The sequence below is a fragment of the Streptomyces sp. NPDC058671 genome, from assembly GCF_042716475.1.
Taxonomy (GTDB): Bacteria; Actinomycetota; Actinomycetes; order Streptomycetales; family Streptomycetaceae; genus Streptomyces.
This window is the reverse complement of record NZ_JBHXSA010000005.1, coordinates 21,664-35,908: the sequence shown is the minus strand read 5'-3', so window position 1 is coordinate 35,908 and position 14,245 is coordinate 21,664. Positions and strand designations below refer to the sequence as shown.

Below are 14,245 nucleotides of genomic sequence, written 5' to 3'. Positions count from 1 at the left end.
GTGCGTGTCCCGGGCGTGGAGTCATCCCTCGTCGACGCTGCGCAGCATGAACTCGACGGCGCACAGCCGGTCGGTGATCTCTCTGAGCGTCCGGTGCAGTGACTCCTGCCGGGCCACGGCCTCCTCGGCGAGCAGCCGGTACTGGGCCATCGCGATCCCGTCCGCGCGATGTCTCTGGAGGACGAAGTAGGCGACCGTGCTCGTACTGAGACCGAGCACCACGATGAACGTGATGAGGATGGCGATGAGCCCGCCGCTCATGTCGTCGCTTCCCTTCGACTCGTGGGGTGCTCCGCGCGCCGGAGCGGCGCCGGGCACAGCCGTACGTCCACGACCGCACCCCGCGCGCGCGGCCCGAGCGCCGCCACGGCGAGCACACCGCGCGGCCCGGCGAGCGGCGCCGTGACGGAGTGCCAGGAGTACGACGAGGCATCCGGTCCCGGCACCGGGCTCAGCCGGTGGCCCGGGGCCGGCGGCCATCGGTGCGGGAGCGGGCCGGGCCGTTCGAGCCCGCCCGAGTCCAGGCCCGTGCCGTACGCCTTGCCCATCGCCTCCTTGTGCGTCCACAGCCAGAAGAACGCCAGGTCCCGTTCCGCCTCCGGGCGGTCGCGTACCCAGGCGGCCTCCTCGGCGGGGAACCACCGGGCGGCGAGCTGCTCGGCGGCCACCCGGCGGGGGACCTCGACGTCGACGCCGACGGGTCCGACGCCGGACAGGGCGAGCGCGGCGAGCCCCCGACCGTGGCTGAGGCTCACCCACAGTCCGTCGCCCAGGCCGGAGAGCAGCGGGCGGCCGAGGTGATCGTGCCGCAGCCGCAGCGAGTCCGGCGCCACCCCGTGGACGCGGGTCGCGGCGGCCAGCAGCGCGGCACGCGAGGCCGCCGCGTCCAGACCCGGTGTGGGGGTGACGACGACGGTGATCCGGCGGGGCAGGAGGCCGGGGCGAGTGCGGGGGCGGGGGTTCAAGCCTTCTCCAGCGGGGCGGGCGGACGCGGAGGTGTCGATCGATCACCTTGACGCGAACGGCCGCCCACGGCCAGGTGTTTCAGCCGAGGCCGAACAACGCAGCCCACGGCCCTTCCGGAACACCCGCCCGAGCGAAGTCAGTTGCTCGTCAGTTCCGTGTCAGCGCCCCCGAGAAAACTCCTCACCATCAGCCGCGTCAACACCTGGAGGCGAAAATGACCAGCACGGTCGCGATCACCACCGAACAGCGTGCCCAGATCAAGGAGATCGTCTGCGAGATCCTCGAGATCGAGCCGGCGGAGGTCACGGACACGAGCCTCTTCAAGGAGGACCACAACGCCGACTCGCTCGGCGCGATCGAGATCCTCTCCTCCCTGGAGCGCACCTTCCACATCGAGATCGACCAGACCGAGCTCACCCGGATGGTGAACCTCGACGGCGTGGTCGCCGTCGTCCAGGAAAACCTGACCGCGTAGCCGCCCCGTACGGATCCCGACAGAGCCGACAGAGGGGACAGCGATGAGCAGTCAGCGCCGGCCGCACCGGGTCGTCGTCACCGGCCTGGGGACGGTGACCAGCATCGGCACCTCGGCCACCGAGTTCCTGACCGGGCTGCGCACCGGACGCAGCGGGGTCAAGCCGATCACGGCCTTCGACACGACCGGATACGCGTACGCCAACGGCTGTGAGATCGAGGGCTTCGACCCTTCCCGGTGGATCGAGCGCGTCGATCCCGGAGAGCTCGGCCGGGCCGGCCAGTTCTCCGTGGCCGCGGCCAGGATGGCCGTGTCCGACGCCGGAATGGGCCTCGACGAGCTGCGCGCCCGCCGGGTGCTCGTCTCCGTCGGCACCACCGACGGGGAGTCGCACGACCTCGACGGCCTGATGGAGAGCCAGCTCGCCTCGGGACCCGAGCACCTGGACCCGGTCGTGGCACGCCGGTCCACCGCGGGGATGCTGTCCAGCAGCATCGTCCGCGAGCTGGAGCTGCGTGACGTGGAGGCGGTCACCATCCCCACCGCCTGCGCCGCCGGCAACTACGCCATCGGTTCCGGCTTCGACGCGATCCGGTCGGGCGAGGTCGACGTCGCCCTGTCGGGCGGTGCCGACGCCGTGTGCCGCAAGACCTTCACGGGCTTCTACCGGCTCGGCACCATCGCGCCGGACGTGTGCCGCCCGTTCGACGCCGACCGGCAGGGCATCCTCACCGGGGAGGGGGCCGGCATCCTGTTCCTGGAGAGCCTGGAATCGGCCCTCGCCCGCGGTGCCCGGATCTACGCCGAGATCCTCGGCTACGGTCTGAACTGCGACGCCCACCACCCGGTCGCCCCCGACCGGGACAGCCTCGCCGCCTGTATCGAGCTGGCCCACCGCAACGCCGGGGTCAAGCCCGAGGACATCGACTTCATCTCGGCGCACGGCACCGGGACGAAGGCCAACGACGTCACCGAGGCGGGAGCCATCCGCCAGGTGTTCGCCGACCCCCCGCCCACGGTGTCCATCAAGGCCATGCTCGGCCACACCATGGGGGCCGCCAGCGCCCTCGCCTCGGCCGCCTGCGCCCTCGCCATCACCGAGGGGTTCATCCCGCCGACCATCAACCACCGGCGGACGGACCCCGAGTGCGGCCTGGACCCGGTGCCCAACGAGGCACGCCCCGCCGACGTGCGCGTCGTGCAGAACAACGCACTCGCCTTCGCCGGCAACAACGCGGTGGTGATCCTCGCCCGGTACGAGCCGGACGGCGCCGACCGGCCCGCCCCGGGCGCGGCCGGCCGGTCCCCGGCGGACCCCACCGGGCCGTACGAGCCGGAATCGGCCGCATGACAGCCGTGACCCCCCGCCTGCGCCGGCCCGCCACGCACGGCGACCCGCTGCGGGTACTGCTCCTGCACGGTCTCGGCGGCCGGCCCTCGGTCTGGGACCCGTTCGCGGCCCGCGCCGACGGACGCCTGGAGCTGTGGGACGCGGAACTGCCCTGGCGGGCCATGGCCCACAGCGAGGGCTGGGGCTCCCTGCCCCGGCCCGCCCAGTGCCTCGTCGACCTGCTCCAGGAGCCCTACGACGCGGTCGTGGCCCACTCGTACGCGGCCAACCTGCTGACCGAGGCCGGGGCCGCGGGTCTCGTCGCACCCCGGCCCACCGTCCTGATCAGTCCCTTCTACCGGTCCAGTCCACGGGACTTCGACTGGTCGGTGATCTCGTACTACCTCAACGACTTCCACCGCGTCTTCGAGGAGGCGCTGGAGGTCGGCGAGACCCAGCGGTTCGCCAAGCCGCACCGGGACTGGATGGCCCTGCGGCTGCGCGACCAGATCGGCCCGTACGGCTGGATGCGGTTCTTCGAGTCGTATCTGCGCACCCCCTTCCTCGACCTCGCCGCCGTCCGCTCCCCCCTGCTCGTGCTGTCCGGCGAGAAGGACATCGCGGCGCGGGCGGAGGACGGACGCGCCCTCGCCGCGGCCGTGCCCGACGCCCGTTTCGAACTCCTCGACGGCTGCCGGCACTTCCCCATGGTGGAGGACCCGGACCGCGTCACCCGCCTGGTGCACGACTTCCTCGCCGTAGGACCCCGTCCGGCGCGGCACGCCGCCGCAGCCGCCGTTCCCCGACTGGAGATGACATGAGCAGCAGCACGGCCGCCACCACGGACGGCAGCACCCGCCTGGAGATCAGGCCCCGCTACGAGGGGTCCAACATCTGCACCTGGATCGGCTTCAAGCACGTCAACTACATGGTCGAGGAGGCCGTCTACGACCACCTGCGGCAGCGCGGCTTCCCCGCCGGGCAGCTGTACGAGCGGTACGGCCTGGGTGTCGACATCACCGACCTCGACACCAAGATCCTCACCGCCTTCCACATCGACAGCGTCGCCACCGCCGTCGTGCGCCCCGCCCCCGACAAGGGTGACGGGCTGCGTCTCGTCGTCGAGATGACGACCGAGCGCGACGGCGAGGCGGTGAAGGCCGTCGTCTCCAAGGTCGCCGTGCAGCTGCGCTTCGACCCGCGGGGCCACGAGGCCGAGGAGGCGCCGGCCGAGCTCGCCGGACACGTCGTCGACCGGCTCGGCGCCGGCGCGGAGCCGATCCCCTTGCAGCCGGGCACGGACCCGCTGGAGCAGCTGACCGCGGGCCGCAACGCCTTCGGCTGGGCCTGGCGGATGCCGTACTTCTACTGCCACTTCACCGAGCGCGTGCAGATGTCCGGGTACCTGCGGCAGATGGAGGAGGTCGTCGACCTCTTCCTGGAGGACCGCGGGGTCTCCATCAAGACGCTGCTCGACGAGCAGGACTGGATCCCCGTCGTCCCGCACTCGCGGATCACCGTCCTCGACGAGGCCCGCATGGAGGAGACGCTCTACACCGTCTTCACCGTCGAGAACGTCTTCAAGCGCTACACGTACACCGCCCGCATGGACACCTACGTCCTCCGCGACGGCGTGCTCGTCCCCACCACCACCGGCCGCATCACCCACGGCTGGGCCGTCATCGAGAACCGCGCCGACTGGAGCCTCGTCGACTTCGACGACCGCCTGATCAACGCGCTCAACGGCAAGGCGGGCAAGGCGGTCGGCCGGGGGACGGCATGACCGCGGCGGGTGTCGCGGACAGGCGCGCCGGGCCCACCGACCGGACCGCGCCCGCGGACGAACTCGTCTTCACCGCCTGGTCGTCGGTCTCCCCCTACGGCATGGAGGCGGCCGCGTACGCCGAGGGGATACGGACGGCGGCGAGCGCGCTCGCCGACCTGGACCCCGAGGCCTTCCCCGGGCCCTACCGGCGGGGCGCGCTCGTCCCGGACTTCACCGCGGCGGGCGCCCTCGGCAAGAAGGGGACCCGCACCATGGACCGGGTCACCGCCCTCGCCGTCTCCACCTTCGGGAGCCTCCTCGACGCGTGCGGACCCGCCCTCGTCGAGCGTCCGGAGAGCGTCGCCCTCGTCCTCGGCACCGGCTCCGGCAGCGTCCAGAGCATCATGGACTTCACCCGTGACTCCCTCACGGGGGACCGGCCCTATCTCGTCGACCCGGCCCGCTTCCCCAACACGGTGATGAACAGGGCGGCCGGCCAGAGCGCCATCTGGCACGGCATCAAGGGCCCCAACACCACCGTCGCGGGCGGCTGGCTGACCGGGCTGCTCGTCCTCGGCTACGCCGGCCGGCTGTACCGGGGCGGACACTGCGAGCGGGTCCTGTGCGGGGTCGCCGAGGAGTACTCGGAGCAGCGGGCCTGGCTGGAGTGGCACGCCGCCGACAGCGGCACGCGCACCCCGCTCGGTGAGGGCGGCGCGGCCTGGCTCCTCGAATCCGCCGACGCCGCGCGGGACGCGGGCCGCACCCCGCTGGCCCGGCTGCGGGGCACCCGGTTCCGCGCCTACCACCGGCCCGACGAGGGCGGCGACGCCCTGACCCGTTGCGTACGCGCCCTGCTCGATGAGGCCGGCGCCGACCCGGGGCACGTCCGCTTCGTCGTGCCGCTCGGCACCGAGGGCGAGGAGGACGCCGTACGGAAGGCCCTGCCGGCCGGGCAGGAGCCCGAGTGGATCCACTGTCGGCCGCTGCTCGGCGACACCTCCGCCGCCGCGACCGGCTTCCAGACCGCGGCCGTCCTCGCCCTCGCCGCCGGGGGCGGGCTGCCCGCCGGACAGCTCGCGCTCGTCACCGGCATCGACCGGGACGGCACGGTCGGCTGCGCGCTGCTGAGCGGATGAGGAGACGACCATGACGCTCGAAGAGACCCTCGGCCTGGTGGAGGACCGCCCCCGGGCGGCCGACGGTCCCGGGCGGACCGGGCCGGCCGAGGAGACCGTACGGAGCTCGTTCGCCGTGCCCGCCGAGGACCCGTTCCTCGCGGGCCACTACCCCGGCTTCCCGCTGGTGCCGGGCTTCAGCCTCGTCCAGTACGTGTACGAGCTGGCCGCCTCCGCCGGGGCGCCGCGCGACCACCCGGTCGTCGTGCGCAAGGCGCGGTTCCTCAGCCCGGTACGGCCCGGCGAGGAGATGGTCGTCGAAGCCCGGATCGAGCGGACCGCCGACGGGGTCCGCGCCGTCGCCGCCGTCAGCGCCGACGACCGGCCCGCCGCCGAGATCACCCTCCACTACCCACGGGAGACTCCGTGACGACGACCCCACCCATCACCTCGGTCATCCCGCACCGCCCCCCGGCGCTGCTGGTGGACCGGGTGGTGACCGTGGAACCCGGCCGGCGTCTCGTCGCCCACCGGACCGCCGCCGCCGGGCCCGGCTTCCACCCCGGACCCGCCCACCCCGGGCGCGACGGCGACCCGTCCCTCGCGCTCGGGCTGCTGCTCGAGTCCTGGGCCCAGGCCGCCGTGCTCCTCGCCTGCTGGGAGCGGCCCAACCCGGACGTCCTGAGGGGGAACGTCGCCCTCCTCGCCGGGGTGCGCGACGTGCGCGCCCTGGCCCCCGTGGCACCCGGGGCGCTCCTCGTCCACGAGGTCCGCGTCGTACGGGACCTCGGCGACACCGTCCTCACCACCGGAACCACCGTCGTGGGGGACAGGACGGTCCTGGAAGTGGGGCAGCTGACGCTCGCCCTGCGGCCGGCCGCGGTCCTCGACCCGGCGGCCGGAACCACCGCGAAGACAACCGACGAGAGGTCATGATGTCCGCAGACAACCGCGTCGCCCTGGTCACGGGAGGCTCCCGGGGCATCGGCCGCAGCGTCGTCCAGCGCCTCGCAGCCGACGGATACGACGTCGCCTTCTGCTACCGCTCGCGCGAGGAGGAGGCGCGGGCCGTCGCCAAGGAGGCCGAGGCCGCCGGCGCGACCGTGCTGGTCCGGCAGGTCGACGTGGCCGAGCAGTTCGAGGCCGAGGACTTCGTCCGCGAGACCGAGCGCGAGCTCGGCCCCGTCCACGTCGTCGTCTCCTCGGCAGGCATCGTCCGCGACAACCCCCTCATCATGATGAACGGCCAGTCCTGGCAGGAGGTGCTGCGCGTCAACCTCGACGGCACCTACCACGTCTGCCGCGCGGCCGTCTTCGCCATGCTCAAGCGCCGGACCGGGTCCGTCATCACCATGTCCTCGGTGGCCGGGGTGTACGGCAACGCCACCCAGACCAACTACTCGGCGTCCAAGGCCGGCATCATCGGCTTCTCCAAGGCCCTGGCCAAGGAGGTGGCGCCCCGGGGCATCCGCGTCAACAGCGTGGCCCCCGGCTTCATCGAGACCGACATGACCTCGGCGCTCGGCGAGGACGCGGGCCGGCAACTGGCGAGCCGTGTCCCGCTCGGCCGCTTCGGCCGTCCCGAGGAGGTCGCCGACCTGGTGTCCTTCCTGGCGTCGGACCGTGCCTCGTACATCACCGGGCAGGTCTTCGGCGTCGACGGCGGCCTGGTGATCTGACATGGCGGCCGACAGGACCCCGCGGTTCTACTTCTCGCTGCGCAGCCCCTACTCGTGGCTCGCCCACCGCAGACTCGTCGACGAACACCCCGACATCGCCGACGCCGTCGAGTGGCGGCCCTTCTTCGAACCGGACCCGGTCAGCGAACGGATGCTCACGGAGGCCGGCGGCACCTTCCCGTACACGCCCATGTCCCGCGCCAAGCACCTGTACGTCCTCCAGGACGTCGGGCGCCTGGCCAAGGCCCGGGGAATGCGCCTGACCTGGCCGGTCGACCGGGCGCCGGTGTGGGAGGTCCCCCACCTGGCGTACCTCGTCGCCTTGCGCGAGGGACGCGGCCCCGCGTACGTCGCGGCGGCCTACCGGGCGCGCTGGGAGGAGGGCCGCGACATCTGCGACCCGGCCGTCGTGGCCTCGATCGCCACCGGGATCGGCGTCGACGGCGACGCGGCGGCGGGCGCCGCCGACGACCCGGAACTGCGCCGCGAGGGTGTGCGACTGCTGCTCGACATCGACGCGGACGGCGTGTTCGGCGTGCCCTTCTTCGTCCACGGCTACAGCCGGTTCTGGGGGCTCGACCGGCTCCCCGACTTCGTCGGCCACCTCCGGGCCCGGAAGATCCCCGCCCCCCGCCTGCCGGAACCGGTCGCCGCCGCGGTCGGACTCGGCCCCCGGTCCACCGACGACGGCCACGCCGGAGGCTGCGGATGACGCCCGGCCCCGGCCGTCCGGTGACCGCGGCCGCGCCGGGGGAGCGGCCATGACGGTCCTCGACGACATCGTCGCGGGGGTACGCGACGACCTGGACGAGCGGCGACGTCGGGTACCCGTACGGGAGTTGCGGGACCGCGCGGCACAGGCCGGGCCGGCCGGGGACTGCGTCGCGCTGCTGCGCGGCGACGGCGGTACCGGGGTCATCGCCGAGGTGAAGCGGGCGAGCCCGTCCCAGGGCCGGCTCGCCGCCATCCCCTCCCCTGCGGCCCTCGCCGCCGACTACGAGGCCGGCGGCGCCCGTGCCATCAGCGTCCTGACCGAGCGGCGCCGGTTCGGAGGCACCCTCGCGGACCTCGACGCCGTACGCGCGCGCGTACGCGTGCCCGTCCTCCGCAAGGACTTCGTCCTGGGCGACTACCAGCTGTGGGAGGCGCGGGCCCACGGCGCGGACCTCGTGCTGCTGATCGTCGCCGCGCTCGACCAGCCGCTGCTCACCGACCTCGTGGCCCAGGCGGCCGAGATCGGCCTCACCCCGCTGGTGGAGGTGCACGACGCCCACGAGGCGGAACGGGCCCTTGCCGCGGGCGCCCGGGTCATCGGCGTCAACGCCCGCGACCTGCGCACCCTGGAGGTGGACCGGACGGCCTACGCCCGCGTCACACCCCTGCTCCCCGCGGACGTCGTCGCCATCGCGGAGTCGGGCGTCCGTGGCCCGGACGACGTCGCCGCCTACGCCCGCCAGGGCGCGGACGCGGTGCTCGTCGGCACCTCCCTGGTGACGGGCGGCGCCCCGCGCGAGGCGGTGCGGAACCTGACGACGGCGGGGCGGGTGCGACCGGCGTGCACGCCTCCGCCCCCGCCGCTGACGCCACCGGCCCCCGAGCACCTCGCCCCCACGACCCGGTCGCCGACACCGACGGCCGTACCGCCGACGGCACCGTCCGGGTCACCGGCGCCGTCACCGACGGCGGCTCCGTCTGCCGTACGGCGTGTGGCACCGCCGACGAGGCTGCCGACGACACCGTCTGACGGACCGCCGCCGAAGTCGGCACCGCCGTCGTCACCGGCACCGTCTGCGCCACCGCCATCGCTTCCCACCGCCGTACCGCCGACCGTCCCGTCCGCGGTGCCGCGTACGGCCGGGGCGCCGGGGCCGTGACGACCTCGACCGGACCGTCAGGGCCGGGCCCCACGGGGCTCGGCCCTGACGGTCCTTCAGCCTTCGTCCGCGCGCTTCGTGGTGATCGTGCGCCAGCGGTCCAGGACGGCGGTCGCGGCGCCCGAGTCGATGGACTCGGCCGCCCGGGACAGGGCCGGCGACAGGCGTTCGGCGAAGGGGCGAGAAGAGGGTTCGAGCGCGGCGAGACCCGCCGCCGCCGACAGCAGCACCGCGTCCCGTACGGGCCCCCGGGCCCCGGCCAGGACCTCGCGGGCCACCCGCGCGTTGTGCGTCCGGTCACCGCCGCGCAGCGCGTCCGCGTCCGCCCGGGGGATGCCGAGGCCCCGGGGGTCGAAGCGCTCCTCGCGCACCTCACCGTCGTGCACCGACCAGACCGTGGAGGTCGTGGTGACCGTCAGCTCGTCCATGCCGTCGTCACCCCGGAACACCAGCGCCGACACCCCCCGCCGGGCCAGCACCCCGGCGAGCAGCGGAGCCAGCCGGGGATCGGCGACGCCCACGGCGCTGGCGGTCGGCGCGGCCGGATTCACCAGCGGGCCCAGCGCGTTGAAGACCGTGCGGATGCCCAGCTCCCGGCGCGGTCCCGCCGCGTGCCGCAGCGCCGGGTGGAACTCCGGTGCGAAGCAGAATGTGATGCCCACGTCCTCGGCCACCTCCGCGATCTCCGCCGGTTCGAGCCGTAGCGCGACACCCAGCTCCTCCAGGACGTCGGCCGAGCCGCAGGCCGAGGACGCCGACCGGTTGCCGTGCTTGACGACGCGGGCCCCGGCCCCGGCGGCCACGATCGCGGACATCGTCGAGATGTTGACGCTGTTCGAACCGTCACCGCCCGTACCGACGATGTCCAGGGTGGGCCCCGGGACGTCCAGGCGCACCGCGTGCCGGTACAGGGCCCGTACGAGGCCCTCGATCTCCTCCACGGTCTCGCCCTTGGCCCGCAGCGCCACCATGAGGCCGGCCAGCCGCACGGGCCCGGCCCTGCCCGACATGACGTCGTCCATCGCCCATTCCGTGTCCCGCGCGGTGAGACTGCGGCCGTTCAGCAGGGCGTCCAGCAGATCCGGCCAGCTGTGCGTCAGCGGTTCGGCGCTCATGGAATTCTCCTCAGCCCGACATCCGAATACGTGTCGTACGTCATTCTGCTGACCGCCAGGCCGGCGTTCCAGACCACTGTGCGCCGGGCCGTACGGTCCAATTCCCGCAGGAATCCCCGAGGGAGGAAAATGCTGTGGCACTGCACATGTCCGTCGACATCGCGAGGGATTCCGAGGTCTCCCTGACGGCGCAGATCCAGCGGTTCATCAAGAAGGAGATATCGGAGGGAGTCCTCCACCCCGGCACCCGGCTGCCGTCGAGCCGCGCCCTCGCCGACGACCTCGACGTGTCACGCAGCGTGGTCGTGGAGGCCTACGGGCAGCTCGTGGCCGAGGGCTATCTGGAGGCGACGCGGGGCGCCGGCACCCGGGTGGGCCCGCACGTGGGCGAGGAGGCCGTCGTACCGGCGCTGCTCGACGCCGGCCGCGGCCCCGCGACCCGCTGGGACCTGCGGGCCGGGGGACGGAACCTGCCCGCGTTCCCGAGACGCGAGTGGCTCTCGTGCTACCAGCGCGTCCTCGACGCGGCGACGCCCGCCGACCACGACTACCCGCCGCCGGCCGGCGAGCCGGCCCTGCGCACCGAACTCGCCCACTACCTGGGCAGATCGCGCGGTGTCCGCGCGGACGCCGACACGATCATGGTGGTGGCCGGCTTCGGACACGCCCTCGGCCTGCTCTGCGCCGTCCTGCCGTGGCACGGCGTGGACCGGCTCGCCATCGAGGACCCGGGCCACCCGGGCCAGCGCCGCTTCCTGCGGGAGAGCGGGCTCGCACCGGTGCCCGTCCCCGTCGACGACGAGGGCATCGACGTCGACGCCCTGGCCGCGACCGGCGCACGGGCCGTCCTCGTGACGCCCGCCCACCAGTTCCCGACCGGGGTCACCCTCAGCGCGCGGCGGCGCGAGGCGCTGGTCCGGTGGGCCAGGGCCGTCGGCGGCTGGGTGATCGAGGACGACTACGACGGCGGCCTCTGGTACGAGCGCACCCCCCGGCCGCTCGCGCTCCAGCGTCTCGCCCCGGACCGGGTCCTCTACGCCGGGACCGCCAGCAAGACGCTCGCTCCGGGGCTCAGACTTGGCTGGCTCGCCGTCCCCGACGAGCTCCTGGAGCCGCTGCTGCGCGGACGGGCGAGCCATGACCTCGGCACCGAGACGCTGACCCAGCTGGCCTTCGCGGAACTGCTGCGCAGCGGGACGTTCGACCGGCACCTGCGCCGGCTCAACGCCCACTGCCGCGGCCGGCGCGAGGCACTCGACGAGGCGGTGCGCCGCCACCTGCCGGGCGCCGAGGTCACCGGCCGGGCCGCGGGGCACCACGCGTACGTCCGCCTGCCCCGGTACGCCGACGAGGCCGCGCTCGTGAGCGCGGCCCTCGGCCGGTCGGTCCTGGTGCGCGGCGCGGCGGTCTACCACGCCCGGCCGCTCCGGGGCGCACCCGCGCTCGTCGTCGGGCACACCCACCTGCCGCGCTCGGGCGTGGCCGAGGCCGTACGGGAGATCAGCGCGGCCGTGCGCCGGTGAGCCCGGCGTCCTGCCCGGCCGCGGGGGAGCCGCTGGTGGAGAGGAAGTTCTCCAGGAGGGTGAGGCCGGCCGTCGTCATGATGCTCTCCGGGTGGAACTGCACGCCCTCGACGGCCAGGGAGCGGTGCCGAAGCCCCATCACATAGCCGTGGTCGGCGGCGACCGCGGTGACGGTCAGCTCCTCGGGCAGCGGTTCGGCCACGACGAGCGAGTGGTACCGCGTGGCTTCCAGGGTGTGGCCGAGCCCCTGGTAGATGCCCGCGCCGTCGTGCCGGACCGTGCTGATCCGGCCGTGCATGATCTGGTCGGCGACCTCGATCCGGCCGCCGTACGCGAGTGCGATGGCCTGGTGGCCGAGGCACACGCCGAGCAGGGGCACCCGGCCGGCGAACCGGTGGACCAGTTCGACGTGGCCGGAGTCCCGGGGGTGCCCCGGGCCGGGGCCGAGGACCACCGCGTCGGGGCGGGTGGCGGCGAGTTCCCCGGAGGAGCGGGTGCGGGACCGTACGACCTCGGTGTCCGCCCCGAGGGTGCGCAGGTACTGGTCGATGATGTGGACGAAGCTGTCGTAGGCGTCGATCAGCAGGACCTTCATACCGGTCGTCTCCAGGGCGGCGTCGGGGCGGGGAAGGGGTCGTGGGGTGGGGGGCAGGGCGGGGGCGAGGGGCTCATGCCGACAGCTCGGTCCCGGTGAGCGCCCAGTAGGCGGCGCCCATCTTGGCCAGGGTCTCGCGCCACTCCGCCTCGGGGTCGGACTGCGCCACCAGACCGGCCGAGCTCTGCGTGGAGTAGACGGAGCCGTCGTACGCGATCGTGCGGATGCACAGGGCCAGTTCGCTCCAGCCGCGCACGTCGACCAGGCCCACGGCCCCGGCGTAGGCGCCCCGCTGCTCCTGCTCAAGGCCGTCGATGATCTCCATCGCACGGAGCTTGGGCGCACCGGTCATGGTGCCGGCCGGGAACGTCGCCCGTACGGCCTGCCACGGGTCGACCCCGGATTCCAGCTCGCCGGAGACGGAGGACACCAGGTGGAAGACGTGCGAGAACGTCTCCACCGCCATCAGACGGTCGACGGGCTGGACGCTCGGCCGGCAGACCCGCCCGATGTCGTTGCGGCACAGGTCGACCAGCATGATGTGCTCGGCCTGCTCCTTCTCGCTCTCGCGCAGTTCCTTCACCCGTCGCTGGTTCTCCTCGTGGTCGTCCGCGCAGCGCGGGGCGGTGCCCGCGATGGGCCGCATGACGATCCGGCCGTCCTCGATCCGCAGGAACAGTTCGGGGCTCGCGCCGATCAGGGTGCTTCCGGCGCGCGGCAGGAGGTACATGTGCGGCGACGGGTTGCGGCCGCGCAGCCGGCGGTAGACGTCGACGGGACCCAGGGCGGTCGTCACGTCGATGCGGTGGCCGATCTGGATCTGGTAGATGTCACCGACCCCGATGTGATCGAGGCAGCGTCCGGCCCAGTCGAGGAACGTCGAACGGCTGACGCTGTCGCGCACCTCCCGGGGCGCGGGGGCCGCCGGCAGGGGCGACGCCGGGCCGCTCTCGGGGCGCTGGGCCGCGGCCCAGACCTCCAGGGCGACGTCCAGGCGGGCCGGGCGGGCGGGGAAGGCCGCGCTCTCGGCGGCCAGCAGCCGCACCCCGCCGGGACCGTAGCGCACGGTGTCCCGGAACAGCGTCAGGGTGACATCGGGGCCGTCCGTCTCCTTCGTGCGGGACGGCAGCTCCTCCATGTGCCAGGCGGACTCGTACGCGAACGAGGTCAGGAACCCGAAGGCGTAGTCGGCGGCGGGCAGTTCGGTGTCCAGGACGAAGAGCCGCTGGGCGCGCGCCGCCAGGTCCCACAGCTGACCCGGCCGGGTCAGCCGCAGCCGGCGTACACCCGGCTCCGCGTCCGCCGGCGCTCCCGGCCCCGGGGACGTCTCCGGGTCGAGCCCGGCCGCCTCGGCGGACGCCACGAGGGCGCGGACCACGTCCGGCGCCCCGTCGATCTCGACGTGGCCGGCGTAGCCGCGGATCTCCGCGAGCCGTCCCACCCCGACGGTGGCCGAGAGCCGCTGCCGCGGGCCGTCGCCGCTCAGGTCCTCGAACAGGAAGACCTCCGAGCCGCCGAGCACCTCGCGCAGACCGGTGTACAGATCGAGCGGGTCGTGCCACGGCAGCGGGTCCGCCGCGACCCGTACCTCGATGGATTCACTCCGCGTCATCCCCGTCGCCTTCGTCATGGTGAACTCCCGTCGAATTCCCGAAATCGTCCCGGGCGGCGATCGATCCCTCCCGACGATGAAAGAGAACCGCGTGATCCCCTCCGCGTGCCAGACCAATCGCGTCGCGCCGATACGGACCACTTCCGAATTCCTTGACCCCGGACGCCGTCATGGACTGTGCTTTGCGAGATTT

At 73.7% G+C, this 14,245-nt stretch carries 15 protein-coding genes and 1 pseudogene; 11 read left to right on the top strand and 5 right to left on the bottom strand.

The features are described from left to right. Window positions 1–21: 21 nt before the first annotated feature. The gene (locus tag ACFWV2_RS07980) at window positions 22–261 is read right to left on the bottom strand and encodes a hypothetical protein (protein WP_384403398.1); all 240 of its coding nucleotides are present in this window, start codon (window positions 259–261) and stop codon (window positions 22–24) included. Beyond that, window positions 258–965: a 4'-phosphopantetheinyl transferase family protein gene (locus tag ACFWV2_RS07975; RefSeq protein WP_384403395.1), complete on the bottom strand. Its 708-nt coding sequence runs from the start codon at window positions 963–965 to the stop codon at window positions 258–260. Before ACFWV2_RS07975 ends, ACFWV2_RS07980 begins: the two co-directional genes overlap by 4 nt. A 215-nt stretch (window positions 966–1,180) precedes the next feature. On the opposite strand from ACFWV2_RS07975, the gene ACFWV2_RS07970 reads away from it, so the two are divergent. From ACFWV2_RS07970 to trpC, 10 genes and pseudogenes are all read left to right on the top strand, one after another. Continuing rightward, entirely contained in the window at window positions 1,181–1,441 is a 261-nt protein-coding gene (locus ACFWV2_RS07970) for an acyl carrier protein (RefSeq protein WP_384403392.1), read from the top strand. A gap of 43 nt (window positions 1,442–1,484) precedes the next feature. Beyond that, a complete protein-coding gene (locus tag ACFWV2_RS07965; protein WP_384403390.1) occupies window positions 1,485–2,792 on the top strand; it encodes a beta-ketoacyl-[acyl-carrier-protein] synthase family protein in 1,308 nt (435 codons plus the stop codon). After that, complete coding sequence (locus ACFWV2_RS07960) at window positions 2,789–3,592, top strand: alpha/beta fold hydrolase (protein WP_384403387.1); 804 nt, start codon at window positions 2,789–2,791, stop codon at window positions 3,590–3,592. The genes ACFWV2_RS07965 and ACFWV2_RS07960 overlap by 4 nt, the downstream gene beginning before the upstream one ends. Next, window positions 3,589–4,554, top strand: coding sequence for a hypothetical protein (locus ACFWV2_RS07955; RefSeq protein ID WP_384403384.1), 966 nt, complete (start codon window positions 3,589–3,591; stop codon window positions 4,552–4,554). The genes ACFWV2_RS07960 and ACFWV2_RS07955 overlap by 4 nt, the downstream gene beginning before the upstream one ends. Beyond that, window positions 4,551–5,675 (top strand): beta-ketoacyl synthase N-terminal-like domain-containing protein, encoded by a 1,125-nt coding sequence (locus ACFWV2_RS07950; protein ID WP_384403381.1) that lies wholly within the window; start codon window positions 4,551–4,553, stop codon window positions 5,673–5,675. The genes ACFWV2_RS07955 and ACFWV2_RS07950 overlap by 4 nt, the downstream gene beginning before the upstream one ends. Before the next feature lie 10 nt (window positions 5,676–5,685). Continuing rightward, window positions 5,686–6,084: a hypothetical protein gene (locus ACFWV2_RS07945; RefSeq protein ID WP_384403378.1), complete on the top strand. Its 399-nt coding sequence runs from the start codon at window positions 5,686–5,688 to the stop codon at window positions 6,082–6,084. After that, on the top strand, window positions 6,081–6,590 hold the full coding sequence (locus ACFWV2_RS07940; RefSeq protein ID WP_384403375.1) for a 3-hydroxyacyl-ACP dehydratase FabZ family protein: 510 nt from the start codon (window positions 6,081–6,083) through the stop codon (window positions 6,588–6,590). Before ACFWV2_RS07945 ends, ACFWV2_RS07940 begins: the two co-directional genes overlap by 4 nt. Next, window positions 6,587–7,333 carry a 3-oxoacyl-[acyl-carrier-protein] reductase gene (gene fabG / locus ACFWV2_RS07935; protein ID WP_384403372.1) on the top strand — a complete coding sequence of 249 codons (747 nt, stop codon included), beginning with the start codon at window positions 6,587–6,589 and terminating at the stop codon, window positions 7,331–7,333. Before ACFWV2_RS07940 ends, fabG begins: the two co-directional genes overlap by 4 nt. Window position 7,334: 1 nt before the next feature. Further along, the gene (locus ACFWV2_RS07930) at window positions 7,335–8,045 is read left to right on the top strand and encodes a 2-hydroxychromene-2-carboxylate isomerase (protein ID WP_384403369.1); all 711 of its coding nucleotides are present in this window, start codon (window positions 7,335–7,337) and stop codon (window positions 8,043–8,045) included. A gap of 49 nt (window positions 8,046–8,094) precedes the next feature. Next, window positions 8,095–8,898, top strand: a pseudogene (gene trpC / locus ACFWV2_RS07925) (indole-3-glycerol phosphate synthase TrpC); the annotation flags it as partial. A gap of 365 nt (window positions 8,899–9,263) precedes the next feature. On the opposite strand, the gene trpD reads toward trpC, so the two are convergent. Then, a complete protein-coding gene (gene trpD, locus ACFWV2_RS07920; RefSeq protein WP_384403366.1) occupies window positions 9,264–10,322 on the bottom strand; it encodes an anthranilate phosphoribosyltransferase in 1,059 nt (352 codons plus the stop codon). Window positions 10,323–10,456: 134 nt separating this feature from the next. Between trpD and ACFWV2_RS07915 the strand changes: the two genes are divergently transcribed. After that, entirely contained in the window at window positions 10,457–11,845 is a 1,389-nt protein-coding gene (locus ACFWV2_RS07915; RefSeq protein ID WP_384403363.1) for a PLP-dependent aminotransferase family protein, read from the top strand. Here ACFWV2_RS07915 and ACFWV2_RS07910 read toward each other — a convergent pair. Both ACFWV2_RS07910 and ACFWV2_RS07905 read right to left on the bottom strand, forming a co-directional pair. Then, window positions 11,823–12,440: an anthranilate synthase component II gene (locus ACFWV2_RS07910; protein ID WP_384403360.1), complete on the bottom strand. Its 618-nt coding sequence runs from the start codon at window positions 12,438–12,440 to the stop codon at window positions 11,823–11,825. The genes ACFWV2_RS07915 and ACFWV2_RS07910 overlap by 23 nt on opposite strands. A 73-nt stretch (window positions 12,441–12,513) precedes the next feature. Continuing rightward, window positions 12,514–14,070 carry an anthranilate synthase component I family protein gene (locus ACFWV2_RS07905; protein ID WP_384403356.1) on the bottom strand — a complete coding sequence of 519 codons (1,557 nt, stop codon included), beginning with the start codon at window positions 14,068–14,070 and terminating at the stop codon, window positions 12,514–12,516. Window positions 14,071–14,245 lie beyond the last annotated feature (175 nt).